Source organism: Mesorhizobium sp. LNHC232B00, from assembly GCF_000502435.1.
GTDB lineage: Bacteria > Pseudomonadota > Alphaproteobacteria > Rhizobiales > Rhizobiaceae > Mesorhizobium > Mesorhizobium opportunistum.
In genome coordinates this window covers 54,439-68,051 of record NZ_AYWP01000036.1, presented here as the reverse complement: position 1 = coordinate 68,051, position 13,613 = coordinate 54,439, and the positions used below count along the sequence as shown (strand labels likewise).

The following is a 13,613-nucleotide window of genomic DNA, read 5'->3' as shown; positions in this document are numbered from 1 at the left end:
CACTGGTCGCCTACATCGCCCCGGCACGTGAAGATCGTCTCTGCTGACGCTCGTTGAGCAATTCAGGCCGCCTTCGGCTGGCGTTTGATCAGCGTCAGCGTCAACCAGCGCGCGGTCAGCGCCGGCTTTTTCGAGCCCTCGATCTCAATCGTCACGCCCAGCGCCGTCTGCACCCAGCCCGACGGCCTGACCTTGACGTCGGCCAGTACGAAACGGGTGCGGATGCGCGATCCGGTTTTCACCGGCGCCAGGAAGCGAAGCGATTCGAAGCCATAGTTGACACCCATCTTGCAGTTTTCGAGCGGCCGCATGGTCTCGAAAGTCATCGCCGACAAAAGCGAAAGCGACAGGAAGCCATGTGCGATGGTGCCGCCGAACGGCGTCTCGCGCTTGGCGCGCTTCGGATCGCAGTGGATGAACTGGTGGTCATCGGTGGACTCGGCGAACTGGTCGATCATCCGCTGCGAGACCACCCGCCACGGCGACACGCCGACTTCCTTGCCGACGCTGGCCAGAAGCTCGTCGAGACTAATCGGTTCCAAGCTAATGTCCTCCATTTCAACCGCGAAGCGCGAGCGGCTTCATTCCGTGAACAGTGTCAGCCCATGCTGCACCGACTGCCGGCCATCCATCGGCAGGCTGGCCCCGGTGAGATGACTGCCGTCACAGCTGCACGAATAGAGCGTTCCGCCGGCAATCTCATTCGGCGCACCGATGCGGCCGATCCGAACATGGCTGCAGACGAGCCGGCTTGTACTCGGTCGCGGTGCGCGTCCTGCAGGCCGCCGAAAGCAGCTCGTCTTGCTACGGATGATCATTCCGCCGGCGCCGCTATGCGGTATTGTCGCAGATTGATAAAATCAATTGTCTGGATAGGAACCATCCGTGTCTCGAATGGTGGAGGAGTAGTCCAGCAGACGGGGTGGCTTGTGGTCCTTTTTGAAGCTCGCCGACCTCATTGGCCGCTAGCTCTGAGCCGACAAGAAGCGCCAGTTCAATGACATTGGGTGTCGACACGGCAAAGCGGCATCAGATGCTACTTCATGATCCGGGATGGCGCTTGCTTCAAGAAGCGCTCGGCCTGACGTGGAAGCCGGCACCGGATCTGGACTGTCGATATGCGCCCGATATTCGCGCAGCACAGCGGCAACCCCAGCGACGATGATCTCAGCCGTTGCGGGCATGCCAACCTTGGTGCCGGCCACTCTGTTAGCCTGAAGCGCAGCGCGCATCTGATCCGTCACCAGACCGGGTTGCGTAACTTGGATTTCCAAGGCGTCTTCCTGGTTTTGCACCGTCAGCGCGCTGACAGCAAGGCAGGTGCGCACGTTCAAGGCAAGCGATCGTCTCGATCTCGCGGGCAATTCCAGCCCCACCGCGGGAATCTGACCCGACAACAACGAGCAGATGCGGTTCTCGCCCCAGCGCCATTGTTCTGTCTTTCGATCCATTCTCGCGTGCGCGCTTCTGGGGCGTCGTTCAGCGCAAAGTCGGTGACCACGGCTGCGCTTTCCGCGCCAGCCTCGAAAAACGCCTTCGAGCCGGTCAGGTTGAGGCCGCCGATGGATACCAATGGGATCGGCGCGACCTGGTGCTTCCACTCGCTGATCCGCTCGAGCCCTTGCGACGCCCATTCATCTTCTTGAGGCTAGTTGGATAGACTGGGCCGAGCGCCACATACTCCGGCTCGGCCACTGGCGCCGTTTCCAGTTCGGTGTGATCGTGGATCGAAAGGCCGAGCTTCAATCCGGCGTATTTAATCGTCAGCATCGGCGGCAGCCAAATCCTTTTGACCAAGATGGACGAAGTCGCAGCCTTCCTCGATTGCCGTGCGCCAATTGTCGTTGACGCTCACTTGGCAACCATGGACCGCGCAGGCGTCGTTCGCGCGGCGGATTTCCGTCTGCCGTCCTTTCTCGTCCATATCCTTTATCCGGAGCTGCAGCAGACTCACGCCGAGCGGCGCCAGCCGGTCAACCCAGCCGGCACGTCGAAATTCAGATAGAAGGGATCGAGCTTCATGAGAAGAAAGCCCTGCCGACCGTCGGTGAGTAGCGCGGTTCGAGCATTCCAGTGCTAGCTTCACGAATGGCATCGACCGCCCTTGCCGAACTCACAAGCCATGCCGACCGGATCGGCCGCCCTCGGGACCGCCGTGTTCAGGAGCACGGCGTCAAACCCGAGCTCCATGACGTCGCCGCGTACGACGGCCGTCCGAGCCACGCATCCACAATCAACGGAATGTAGGGGAAATGTCCGCGCATCAACTGGACCTCGGAGCTCAACGCTTCATCGCATTAGAATGAGCGTTCGAAACGCAGGATACCGCCGACACTGCTCTTCTTGTTGGCATTGGCCCAGTTCACTTCGGAAGCTTTCACCTTTCCGACGGCGGAGCCTCCGTAGCGGTCATAGTCGAGTTCAGCCGTAACTGTGAAATCTGGAAGAAGCGCATAGGCGACGTTCGCAGCGACACCATAGTTCTTGAGCTGATCACCCGAGAGCTGAAGGTTGAACGAAGTTGTCTCGTTGAGCTCGTAAGCGGCGCCAGCCCAGAAAGCCCAGTTCCCGCCCCAAATCTTATAGAAGCCGCGACCATGAGCGTCGATCGCGTTCATGGAGTCGTCGTTGAGCTTGCCATTGGAACCGTAGCCGAACATTCCGAACAGCAACAGTTCGTTGGTGACATTGATGTCGACACGGACCTTGGCGGCTACCGATTCGTAGTTGCTATCATAACCAGCAACGCCGGTGATCGCTCCCCAGCCATGTGTGTATTTCAAGCCGCCGACTATGTGCGGAGCGTAGTTGTCGATTGTGCCCACCACGCCTAAGCCTTCTTCGAGCGAAACCACGGCGGAAAAGCCGTTCGCGGCGTCGAAGTAGTACTGGACCACATTGGTATCCAAAGCGCCGTACGGAACCGGCGTCTGGTTGAGTACGTCACCCGCGCCGCCAATAAACATGTCGAAGGCCGACCAGTCCTTACCAACTCGGAGGCCACCAAGCTGAATCCAGGCGAAAGTCAAGATGCTGTCTCCGTTGAAGGCATAGGACCGAGAACTGTCCGAAACCGAAGTGTGGCGGTTACCGAAATTCACGCGGGTTGCGGTGTAGGTCTTCAACGTGCCGAGTTCGGTCTCCTGGCCGGTCCAAGCTTTCAGTGTAAAGCGCGTGTTGTTTTGCCATGTACCCTGATCCTCACCAGTCCTCACATCTGAGGTTCTTGCGTGGTAAAACAATCCGACATCGCCCAAGCCCACGTAGTAGCTAAGATAGCCGCCGATGCGCAGGCAGGTCTCGGTGCCTGAAATATAGACGTAGCTGGAGCCGTAGACGTCGCAGATCTTGAGGTACTCAGTGGGATCAGGCTCGGGGACGATGATCACGGCGCGAGCGTCGGAAGCGGCGATCAGTGCCGCAGTTGAGCCGAGGAGGAGGCTCCCAATGGTCATTGTTGATCTCCGTCTAAATAGTAAAAGGAATCGAGACCGATAAATGATTTTTGCTAAGCAAACGATTGATAGCGAATCAAGCTTAATTCTAGGAGTGTTGCTGCACCTGTCGTGCTAATGCTCAGGAGAATTTAGAATGTGATTGAGACTTGTTGTCACATGTATTAAGTAGTTATCACTCCCAGACGGTCATACAACATTTTTGTACAATCACCCTTTTCACCTCCGCGGCGGGCCTCACAAAGGGTGCTACTGCAAATGACGTGCCACCCTGACGACCCAACTGCGGCTTGAAGCTCAAATGTGCGGGCGGACCTTGGTTCGCGCTTCCGTTCTTTTTGCCTTGCGGATCCACCCAAGCACGAACGGCAAACGTTTCGGCTACGGTTCGTCTGTTCGCTTGGCGACAGTTTGGCTTAATGGCGACGGCATTGTTTGCTGTGAGCCCCGCCGTTGAGGCATCATGCGGCGGCCACCGCTCGGTACGACGCCGTCACTTTGGCGAGCTGATGGTCGATAACCACGCGCCGCAGCCTTGCACCACTGAGTCGGTAGGCGCAAGCCTTGGCATTGCGGCGGACCTGACGGTCGCGTCGAGCAGGTTTTCGTGTTGAAAGCGGCGCGGCACAGCTAATGCTTCTTGCCAGCAATTCACACAACGAGCTCATCGAGACGGCAGAGATCATTATGGGCGGCGCTAGCTGGCGTGCAAAGTCTGGACCCAACACCGTATTGTCTCATCGGATGCGGCATCTGCGCTCAGAAGAGTCTCCCACGCGCAGATGATGGGAAGGGACGTCGAACAAAACGGTGCGCGTGAGGGTTTCGGCGGGAACACCATCGTCAGTCGCTGACCGAGTGCGCTCAGACCATCGCTGTCCAGCCAAGACTGAACGGCGCCCATTGCTAAAAAATTTCGAGCCCAAAGCGGAACGGACTGACATAGCGCAAAGACGCAGGCGAGCGCAGCGGTAAGGTTGGATGTTATCAGCATGGGACGGTGACCGTTGCAGACCACGAAATTTCGAGAGGCCCGGCTGCCTTGGTACACTATCTATCCGGCTGTGTCGGAGTTCTCTGGGGCGGTCGGCGCCGAGGCTTATGAGGAATGGCTCAGGAACCTGCCGGCTGATGATCCGGTGTCACTCTACCTGCACGTTCCGTTCTGCCGATCAGCCTGCTGGTATTGCGGCTTCCCAACCACCATCACCCGCCGTGATGCGCCCATCCTCAACTATCTGGCGGCGCTGCGTGACGAGATCCGTCTGGTTTCGGAGCGAGTGCCGAAGACGTTGCCCGTGAGCGACATACATTTCGGCGGCGGAACGCCGTCTCTCATCGGACCAGCCGAGTTCCTCGCTCTGATGGAGTTCCTGCGATGCCGCTTCGCCATCTCGAAAACAGCTACGGTCGCCATCGAGATCGATCCACGCACGCTCACGCCCGAGATGGCGGAAGGCTTGGGAGCGGCCGGCGTGAACCGCGCGAGCCTGGGCGTACAGAGCTTCGATCCCATTGTTCAAAAAGCGATCAACCGAATCCAGAGCGAGGCCCAGACGTCGGCTGCCGTGGAAGTGCTGCGCCGGCATGGAGTAAGCCGCATCAACTTCGACCTCATCTACGGCCTGCCGCGTCAAACGGTGGAGTCGTGCGTCGAAACAGTGAGGGCGGCGGTCGCCATGCGCCCCGACCGGCTTGCCTTGTTCGGCTACTCGCACATCCCATCTCAAGTAAAGAATCAGCGCCTCATCGAGGCGGAATTTCTTCCCGACAGCGCTGCCCGCGCTGAACAGTATGCGGCTGTCGCCGTGACGCTGATTGCCGCCGGCTACCGACAGATCGGGCTCGACCATTTCGCCTTGCCGGACGACGAGCTCGCGCTGGCACAGGAAACAGGTCGCCTGCGACGTAACTCGTTGGGCTACTCGGCCGATACCTGCAGAACCCTGATCGGTTTCGGCGCGTCGGCTATCGGCCGCATCGGCCAGGGATACGTTCAAAACGAAGTTACACGGGATTCCTACATCCAGCACATCGCAGCTGGCCGACTGGCTANTCACAGACGACGACCGCGTGCGAGCCGCAATTATCGAGCGATTAATGTGCGATTTCGAGGCTGACGTGCCGGCAATCTGTGTCGCCCACGGATCTGATCCGATCCGTCTTCGCGATTCGGCTGAGCGCGTGGCCATGCTGGCCAAGGACGGGATAGTGGACTTCGAAAACGGCTTTGTCCGCGTACGGCGGGAGCATCGCTTTGGGATTCGCGCTGTCGCTGCCGCATTCGATGTTTTTAGGGATGGCGTTACGTATATCCCGCAGCAGCTTAATGCGATGCAAAGCACGACATAGTCCGGCATCAATGTCTCCGCTTGGAACCGCCGGCCTACTTGCCACGCCGGCCGGGCGCTGGTCTGGCAAGTGGGCTTTCCGTTTGCCAATGCGTTCGTTCCCGGCCTTCACGGGGCGGCGAGTCCCTGCCGTGAGCGCCTCACCCGCGAGGCTACATGGCGGCCGTGGAGATTACCTCAGCAGCGGCGCCCGATCGGAAACCTTAGCACCTCAGCGCTTTGGCGTGGCTGCTTGAACTCTTCGACGGCAACCGCCTCAATTAGCAGGTCCAAGGCTTCGCGGCCCCTTTGACTCATCGGGTCATCCCCACAAAGGTAGTCATACGCTCGATCTAAATGCACTCGGGCGGCGGAAAAATCGCTTGTCATATCATAGAACCCTCTCTACCCGCCCGCATTGCCGTCTACGAGGTGAAGGTAGTGCAATCGTCAATATATACAGACAAATTTGAATTAAATCGGAGATGATCATGGAGGCCGAGTTCCCTGACCTGATGCCGCCATCGAGCCCGCCGACGACCACTCGCTGGCGCTCGGTCGGTTCATAAATGCCGAGCACCCCGTCCCGAGACCACCTCTGACCTCCCTCCTTCGATGCTAGACGCGTGGAAGACATGGCTGCGCCGCCGCGGCGAGAAAGGCGTGTCCCGTCGCGCGGCGGCTGCATAGTGGGCAGCCAGCGCCGGGAGCAAATCGGCAAAGCCGCGTGTGGCGATTTTGCATAGCGGGCGCAGGCGAATCGCCACGCCCGTCCAGCATGTCCGATGCCGCGTAGGCCGCCAGGATCCCTGAGCGGAGTGCATGCACGATCCCGCGTGATGACAGTGGATCGGCACAGAACAGGCAGTCGCCCGCCGCGACCCAGCGGTCACCGGCGGCGGGATCGATCGTTGCGGTTCCCGCCGCCTTGATCATGCTGGCGGTCTCGATTGCGTTGGGCGGCACGAGCGGCGCGATGGACTGCGTTGCGGCTAAAGCGCGGTACCAATGTCCGGCTTTGCGCAGTTCCTGCCCAGATCCGGATCGGTGAGGCACGCGCAAGTCGGCGCTGTACCACCAGCCTTCGGGACGCGCCTCGACGACCATGCTGCAATCGCCCGGTGCGCGGTCGAAAAAGCGTGTGTAGGCGGCAAGATGTCCGTGCATGGTGAGCTTGGCGCCGAAACATCGGGCCAGCCTCCAACTGGACCGGTCGCCCAAACCACGGGCGGGCAACGATAGCTTCATCGGCCAGCTTGAGCAGCCAGCCTTGATCGTCGCGCACTGCCGAACCCACGGCGGAGCCAAACCGCGTGTCCACACCTGCCGCCTTGGCCGCCTGCACCATCAGCCGGTCGAATCGCGTCCGGTCGAGCTGCCAGCCGGCACCTTGAGCGGAAAACATGCCGTGCCGCTCGCTGGGAACTTCATTGGCCCACACCGAAACAAGCGCACGATTTTCAACGAAGCCGGCCTCGGCGAACGGCGTCCAGACACCAAGCTGACGCAGCAGCCCATTCGCTCCTGCCGGCAGCACCTCTCCCGGCTTTGGCCGATCATGCCTTCCTGCTTCCAGCAACAGCACGCTCCGCGCGGGTGCATCGTCGCCAACTCCAGTCCGGATGTGGTCGCCGCCGAACGTGATCGTCTCAGCGAGCTGGTGGGACAAAATGCCAACCTCAAGATAGCGTTGGCCCGGATCAGCGAGGCGGGCTGATGAAGACTTTAAATTCGAAATGTGACACGCGGCAATAGTCGCGTGCCGCTGCAGCCCCAGGCTCCGCTTCACGGTGGGGACCGATCGGCCGCACTCTCAGCCTGTGCTTCTTCTCTGCCACCCATCATCGAATTTTGGTGGATTGTCCGTCTCCCGCACCGGTTTGAGCGCGATAGACAAGAATCGCGTTTTCTGTGCCGGCCGGGCTTCAATGACGGGGATGGCGAAAAGCTGAGTGCTCGGGCTTGCGGGCCGAGCTTGTCGGTCGCTCGATGGAAAGTGTCATCTGAGGCGCTTCCTCTCCCGCGTGCAACTGGAAGACACGCTCGTCCAGTTCCTTGTCCACTTCCGTCAGACGATGATTGAGGCGAAGGTAGTCCGTCCAGGTCGGCGTGCGGAACGTTTCCGTCCAATGCATAGGCTTCTGCAAGTTCCGCTGGAGCGTCCAATTCCGAGCACCGACCCGGCTGTGTACATGACGCCGCTGCCGCATGAGGTCGAGGAAAGCCTCGAGATCTCTCTCGGCTATCAGATATTCGACCTTGACCACGATCGGGCCGCTTCTCGGCTTCAGGTTGAGCGCGACAGCCGGGGCATCGAATTCCTCCAGAGGATCGGGCTCTGAGTCGCGGCGCTCGCGAAGAGGAAACAGAACGCCGGCTGCAGCGACGAACATCAGGGAGGCAGCGGAACCCTCCAGCGCCAGGGCCAGCGAATGGTTTTCGGCCACCGTGCCCCACACCCAGCTGCCGAGCGCGATGCCACCATCTATCAAAGCATAGTAGATCGAGATGGTGCGCCCCACGACCCAGCGCGGGCTTGCCAGCTGCACGCTCACACCGACCCCTGACCAGGCGGTGACCCAGCCCGCGCCGCCCAAAGCGAGTGCAATTGCCGCCACCCCGATCGAAGTTGTCAGTGCCAGCGAAAGTGAGCACGCCGCGCAGGCGACGCAGGAGAGCCTCATCAGCCGCTCCTGCGACAAGCTCCGTCTGAACAGGCTGTTGGAGAGGCCAGCGAAGACGGCTCCGGTCCCGAAGCCGGCCATGAGCGCGCCATAGGCGAGCGGGCCTCCTCCCAGCTGATCGCGGACAACCACCGGCAGCAGCGCGAGTATGGCGATGCTCGCCAAGCCAAAGAGGGTTCCGCGCGCGATCGCTGCCTTGATTTCCGATGACATCGCCGTGAAGCGCAGCCCGTCATAGATCGCCGTCCTCATCGACTCGCGTGGAAGAGGGGAAGAACGAACCTTCCACTTGCAGCGCCAAATAGTGGCCAAGGGTACGAAATAGGTAAGCGTGGTCACCGCGAATGCCGCCATGAGGCCAAATGAGGCAACCACAATGCCGCCGAGCGCCGGGCCAACAGTCCGGACGGTGTTGAAGCCGACAGATAGCAGGGTGACGGCAGCGGGAACATCTCGTCGATCCACAATATCGCCAACCGACGCTTGCCAGGCCGGATCGTTGAGAGCACCGCCGCTTGCGATCAAGAAGCTGAAGCCGAGGATCATCCACGGACTGACAAAGCCCAGCGCCACCGATGCGGTCAGCATCGCGGAGGCAGTCACCATAAGGCACCGACCGGCGAACATCACCCTGCGCCGGCTGAAATTGTCGGCGAGAGCTCCGGCAAAAACGGACAAGACGAAAGCGGGCAGGTTCGATGAAGCCTGAACCAACGCAACCATCAGATCGGAAGTCGAGATCGTTGCCATCAGCCAGCTGATGGCGACAGTCTGCATCAACCAGCCGAGGCTTGAAACCTGCGTGGCGAGCCAGATCGAGCGAAAGGTGGGCTGCAGAAGTGGCCCAAAGGTCGTTGGTGCAGCCAAATCTTCGTTTGATCCAGCCACCCTACTCATTTTGCGAACCTTTTCTTTCCGTTATTGTCGCTTCCCATGTAATCTAGGCTGAACCGTGGCGGCTTAAGAATAGATGGCCCATTTGCCTACGACGAATGTGGCCACAGTTCCTCCTGACCAGTTGTCAGGCGGCCGGGACGCAGAAATGGGCCGGCTCACTCGCCTCCGACGACATGTTGGTGAGCCGGAATTCACATGTCATTTGAGGCATCATGCTCGATCGACGCGCTGCCGAGCGATTTTTCGCGAAACGTTACCCTGTTCTTTTGTTGGAAACTCACTCATCAGCGCCGTTCGATACTGAGTGTGGCTTCCGAAAAGTGAGGACGCTTGCAGATCTTTGACAGGATCAGTTCCCTGATAGATGCAGACGATTGCCAGGCCGCGATCGAGACGCGCGCGCCCTGCTCCTTCAGTTCGGACAAAGGTCTGATGCGCTCACACATGCGATCGACGAGTTTCTGCTCGACCTGATGACATTGGCTTTCATCGTCGAATGTTACGGACGCGGCTTTGAACTTTTGGCGCGAACGCTTGCCCGTAGAAGGCTGGCGAAGGTCAGACTGTTGTCGGGAGGGGTCGGCCGGGCAGAACGGGTTCCAAAGCCTGATGGCCGAACCGGCGATCGAGCCGCGTTCAATTAACGACGTGGCGACCGCCAAACAAAGGGCCATCGGAAACCGAGGTATATAAGTCAAAACCTTCAGAGGGGAATAGCTGATACGATGGAATGGGAGGAAACCATCGCATGCATCAGCCGTAAGCTTAACGGCTGTGCAATGCGCAAACACACTTTGTGCAATGCAGCTATGCAGTAACGCAAAGTCTCAAGTTGCAAGATCGCGTTTGGAAATGTTTGCTGCTCGTACGGTGATGGGCGAGATCCTTAAGCGTATGTACGGCGGCATGATGGACGCTTGCAAGCATCCAGACAAGATTATCGCGAAACTAAAATAAGAGGTTCGATCCAATCGGCGATGCTCAATAGCCGCGCCATTCTGGTTCAGCCGGGCGTTACATCGCCTCGCCAAGTTGAGGATGTATTGGTCGCGAGCAGCCGCGCGCCAATTTGGAACCCACGACCATATGCAACGATTGGGCACTGTCCGAAGAAGGCCGAGAACGGTTGAAAGTGCGCTAGATGGAGATATTCTGAATTGGAACGGGGGCCTGGTTCATCGCCAAAGCGAGACATGGATGAAAAGCAGATCGCGCCCAACGCCTGATCCAACCATTGCAACGGAAGTCCCCTGGTCGGAAAGCCTAACCGCATATGATGACAAGCATTTCGAGCTCTATTTGAAGCTCATGGACGCTTGCGCCGACAGTGCCAGCGAAGAGGAGATGGCGCTGGATGTACTGGGTATCGATCCGGTCAAAGAGCCCATCCGCGCCCGTAAGGCCCTTCGCAGTCATCTCAAACGGGTGCTCTGGTTTATGCATGAGGGCCATAAGGAACTGCTTCCAAGCCGGCCGCCTCAATAACTGCGGCGCCGAACAAGGTTGCCCGAGAGATCAGGTGGCGCCCTCGGGGGATGCGAGGACACTTGAAAGCCGCAATCGGGTTATCATCTCCATACTGCGTGTGTTCAGCTCCGCTCGGCAAGTGCCCTTGAGTCGAGGAGGAATGCACCTGAGGAAAGTTCATCTGGAAGCCTGCTGACCGATCCCTTGGGGCCCATAATCGGGTCCCAAGTTGTTCCCGACGAGCGTTGCGAGGGGCGGATGCAGGACCAGCCGGAAATCGAGCCCGGGCGTGAAACGAAGTCAACAGGTGCGAGGTTCGGCCTGCTGGGTGTGGCTGTGTTGGCCGTAGGCGCCTTCATCTGGACCGGCTTCGGCGAAGGCATCCAGCAGGGCACGTCCAACGTCGTTCGGACTGTCATCGACAAGAGCATGCAGCGCCTTGGGCTCGGGCAAGCCCCCAACGCTCTTACAGAGGGCGAGTGGTATCTCTCGGTGTACTACGGTCCCGACTTTACGGATGTCACCCCCGTCGGCCTGGGGCACCCCTTCAAGGTGACATTCACGTCGGCCCCGGATTTGTCTGGCACCTACGAGAACGTTGCAGGGAGCGGCTCGGTAAGCGGCTTTGAACGACCCGGTCAACTCGTAATGACCTACTCCGGAGCAGATGGGATGTCCCATGGAGTTGCCATTCTCCAAGACATTCAGACCCACCTGTCTTCCAACAACGTCGAGCATGATTACGTGGGAGCCGTTTTGGTCCACGCTTGCTATAAGGCGGACACCCAGCAGTGCGATGCCGCCAAATCGCAATATAAATTCTGCAGGGCGATTTTGTCGAAAAACAGGGAACCCGACAAGGATCCTTCCCTCAAGGGTTATCTCGACGAACCGTGTTCGGCTTTTCAGAACGATCTGAAGCTGAAGCTTAGCCCGACGGCACAGCTTTAGGCACGAAGGCGCTCACCAGGGTCGCAGCTCAAAGAGAACGGCGCCCTTCGCCGGGGGCCGTCCGTTCCGCATCCCGCCTGACGCCGGCGCGTTGCTGATGCTCCTACGGCCGCCCTGTTGAGCCGGTCTCAGGGCCACGGTCTTTCTCCTGCACCGATCTGACTTGGTCCCGCTGGCGGGCATCTCGGTGCTTCCGTTTTGTACGCTCTTCTTTCTTGGGCCGCTTCGCGGCACGGCTGCGCCGACATGGATGTGCCTAGCGGCACCTTTCCTATGTAGCGGGAAGAGAGGCGCGCGGCCCTCTCTCCCCAGCAAGCCGCCGCGGGCGGGTTCCCCCATCTACCCCGCTTCGATAGGTGCAGACCGGGGAGACCCCTCCGCCTCCGGGACTTGCCCCCCTCGCTCCCCGCTACTCGCCGCGAGGCAGGGGTTCAGGGGACCTGAACCCTTCAGGTCAATCCCTGAAATCAACACGAGCAAGTCCATGAATACCGCTGAAATCACTATCCCGCTCGCAGGTAGGGCCGAACTCGCCGCCAGCATCGAGGCCCATGGCCTCATCCATAACCTTTTGACTGGGGGCGTTGCGGTTGCTGCTGGACGAGGGCCGCACCGTACAGGGCGTGGCTGTGACCAAGGATTATCCGGTCAGGCGCCCAATGATGAAGCGAGGGAAAGCGAAAAAGATATCTGACGCGATAAGGTCGCGAGCGGGGACTGGTCGGTGCTCTAAAATGGGTTCATGTGAAATGTGATCAGGTAGCAAAAATAGCCAATTGACCCGAATTCGTTATTTTTCAGTGGCTAAGAGGTGTCAGGATTCACAATGAAAAATTATAGTCTGTATGCTATAACGTAAATCGAATGAAAGTCAAAAGCCCGCGGTATGGATAGGATCGTCGAAGGATGACCTGCGCGAGTTTCCGGTCGATGTCCGCCGCGTGATGGGTGTTGCAATCAACGATGCCCAGAATGGCGAGGAGCATCCAGCAGTCAAAGCTCTCAAGGGACTTGGCGGTCGCAGCATCCTTGAGGTGGTCGACGACTTCGACGGAGATACCTACCGGGCCGTCTATACGGTGCGCTTTGCCGGGGTGATCTACGTCCTTCATTGCTTCCAGAAGAAGTCGAAGAAGGGCAGGGAGACGCCCAAGCACGAAATCGATCTCGTGACAGTGCGATTGAAGGCGGCCGAGGCGCACTACCGCGAAAACTATGGCAAAGGAACCAAGTCATGACAGAAGACATCACCGCCGAAGTGAGCAGCGGCAACGTGTTTGCGGACCTCGGCTTCGACAATCCCGAAGAGGAATTGCTCAAGGCCAAGCTGGCCCGCGAGATCCGCGCCATTATCAAGCGCCGGCGCCTGNATCCCGAAGAGGAATTGCTCAAGGCCAAGCTGGCCCGCGAGATCCGCGCCATTATCAAGCGCCGGCGCCTGACCCAGGCGAAGTCGGCTAAACTGCTCGGAATGAAACAGCCCGACGTCTCGGCGATCGTCACGGGGCGAACCGGTAAGTTTTCGATAGACCGCTTGGTGCGCTGCCTCGATCGGCTCGACTACAAGGTTGACGTCGTGGTGCGCCACAAGCCGCGTAAATCTGGACGCGCGGAAGCGGCCTAAACTCTCCGAAGGAAGGGGTCATGCGTTCGAATCGCGCCGGGTGCGCCAGATGTTTCAATTAGTTACAACATCCAGACTTGTAAATATTTCGATGTAACCGTCATGTAACGGATATCCGACCGCCGGAAACACTAGGTATCAAACGGGTTCCTCGTATGATGCACGGCGAGGCAATACCCCCGACCGATGGTCGCTGCGGTATATA

13 protein-coding genes and 3 pseudogenes are annotated in these 13,613 nt (G+C 59.2%); 7 read left to right on the top strand and 9 right to left on the bottom strand.

The features are described 5' to 3' along the window. Positions 1 to 62: 62 nt before the first annotated feature. The 5 genes and pseudogenes from X743_RS141500 to X743_RS141510 form a co-directional block, all read right to left on the bottom strand. Positions 63 to 557 carry a MaoC family dehydratase gene (locus X743_RS141500; RefSeq protein WP_031258580.1) on the bottom strand — a complete coding sequence of 165 codons (495 nt, stop codon included), beginning with the start codon at positions 555 to 557 and terminating at the stop codon, positions 63 to 65. 408 nt (positions 558 to 965) lie between these two features. After that, a complete protein-coding gene (locus X743_RS01000000169485) occupies positions 966 to 1,451 on the bottom strand; it encodes a bifunctional hydroxymethylpyrimidine kinase/phosphomethylpyrimidine kinase (RefSeq protein WP_084555635.1) in 486 nt (161 codons plus the stop codon). Further along, positions 1,439 to 2,022: pseudogene (locus tag X743_RS01000000169480) on the bottom strand (thiamine phosphate synthase); the annotation flags it as partial. The pseudogene X743_RS01000000169480 and the gene X743_RS01000000169485, both read right to left, overlap by 13 nt. After that, positions 2,019 to 2,264: pseudogene (locus tag X743_RS1000000171390) on the bottom strand (thiazole synthase); the annotation flags it as partial. The pseudogenes X743_RS1000000171390 and X743_RS01000000169480, both read right to left, overlap by 4 nt. A gap of 33 nt (positions 2,265 to 2,297) precedes the next feature. Next, the gene (locus tag X743_RS141510; protein ID WP_023768653.1) at positions 2,298 to 3,455 is read right to left on the bottom strand and encodes a porin; all 1,158 of its coding nucleotides are present in this window, start codon (positions 3,453 to 3,455) and stop codon (positions 2,298 to 2,300) included. A 1,007-nt stretch (positions 3,456 to 4,462) separates the two neighbouring features. Between X743_RS141510 and hemN the strand changes: the two are divergent. Then, positions 4,463 to 5,807: pseudogene (gene hemN / locus X743_RS01000000169475) on the top strand (oxygen-independent coproporphyrinogen III oxidase). 176 nt (positions 5,808 to 5,983) lie between these two features. Here the strand turns inward: hemN and X743_RS1000000173695 are convergent. Together X743_RS1000000173695 and X743_RS1000000170030 are read right to left on the bottom strand one after the other, a co-directional pair. Then, complete coding sequence (locus X743_RS1000000173695; protein WP_023727257.1) at positions 5,984 to 6,175, bottom strand: hypothetical protein; 192 nt, start codon at positions 6,173 to 6,175, stop codon at positions 5,984 to 5,986. A gap of 228 nt (positions 6,176 to 6,403) precedes the next feature. Further along, positions 6,404 to 6,952: a hypothetical protein gene (locus X743_RS1000000170030; RefSeq protein ID WP_023768652.1), complete on the bottom strand. Its 549-nt coding sequence runs from the start codon at positions 6,950 to 6,952 to the stop codon at positions 6,404 to 6,406. Between X743_RS1000000170030 and X743_RS141520 the strand changes: the two genes are divergently transcribed. Continuing rightward, complete coding sequence (locus X743_RS141520) at positions 6,951 to 7,502, top strand: valyl-tRNA synthetase (RefSeq protein ID WP_023768651.1); 552 nt, start codon at positions 6,951 to 6,953, stop codon at positions 7,500 to 7,502. The genes X743_RS1000000170030 and X743_RS141520 overlap by 2 nt on opposite strands. A 208-nt stretch (positions 7,503 to 7,710) precedes the next feature. On the opposite strand, the gene X743_RS141525 is transcribed toward X743_RS141520, so the two are convergent. After that, positions 7,711 to 9,366 carry an MFS transporter gene (locus tag X743_RS141525; RefSeq protein WP_031258578.1) on the bottom strand — a complete coding sequence of 552 codons (1,656 nt, stop codon included), beginning with the start codon at positions 9,364 to 9,366 and terminating at the stop codon, positions 7,711 to 7,713. A gap of 284 nt (positions 9,367 to 9,650) precedes the next feature. Beyond that, positions 9,651 to 10,028: a hypothetical protein gene (locus tag X743_RS141530; RefSeq protein ID WP_156934529.1), complete on the bottom strand. Its 378-nt coding sequence runs from the start codon at positions 10,026 to 10,028 to the stop codon at positions 9,651 to 9,653. Positions 10,029 to 10,563: 535 nt separating this feature from the next. Between X743_RS141530 and X743_RS1000000171385 the strand changes: the two genes are divergently transcribed. From X743_RS1000000171385 to X743_RS141550, 5 genes are all read left to right on the top strand, one after another. After that, entirely contained in the window at positions 10,564 to 10,851 is a 288-nt protein-coding gene (locus tag X743_RS1000000171385; RefSeq protein ID WP_081726247.1) for a hypothetical protein, read from the top strand. Between the two features lie 240 nt (positions 10,852 to 11,091). After that, positions 11,092 to 11,784, top strand: coding sequence for a hypothetical protein (locus X743_RS141540; RefSeq protein ID WP_023747646.1), 693 nt, complete (start codon positions 11,092 to 11,094; stop codon positions 11,782 to 11,784). 484 nt (positions 11,785 to 12,268) lie between these two features. Further along, positions 12,269 to 12,478, top strand: a complete 210-nt coding sequence (locus X743_RS1000000172445; RefSeq protein WP_156934528.1) for a hypothetical protein — start codon at positions 12,269 to 12,271, stop codon at positions 12,476 to 12,478. A 196-nt stretch (positions 12,479 to 12,674) separates the two neighbouring features. Next, positions 12,675 to 13,022 carry a type II toxin-antitoxin system RelE/ParE family toxin gene (locus X743_RS141545; RefSeq protein WP_031258576.1) on the top strand — a complete coding sequence of 116 codons (348 nt, stop codon included), beginning with the start codon at positions 12,675 to 12,677 and terminating at the stop codon, positions 13,020 to 13,022. Beyond that, positions 13,019 to 13,408 carry a helix-turn-helix transcriptional regulator gene (locus tag X743_RS141550; protein ID WP_023768644.1) on the top strand — a complete coding sequence of 130 codons (390 nt, stop codon included), beginning with the start codon at positions 13,019 to 13,021 and terminating at the stop codon, positions 13,406 to 13,408. The genes X743_RS141545 and X743_RS141550 overlap by 4 nt, the downstream gene beginning before the upstream one ends. Positions 13,409 to 13,613 lie beyond the last annotated feature (205 nt).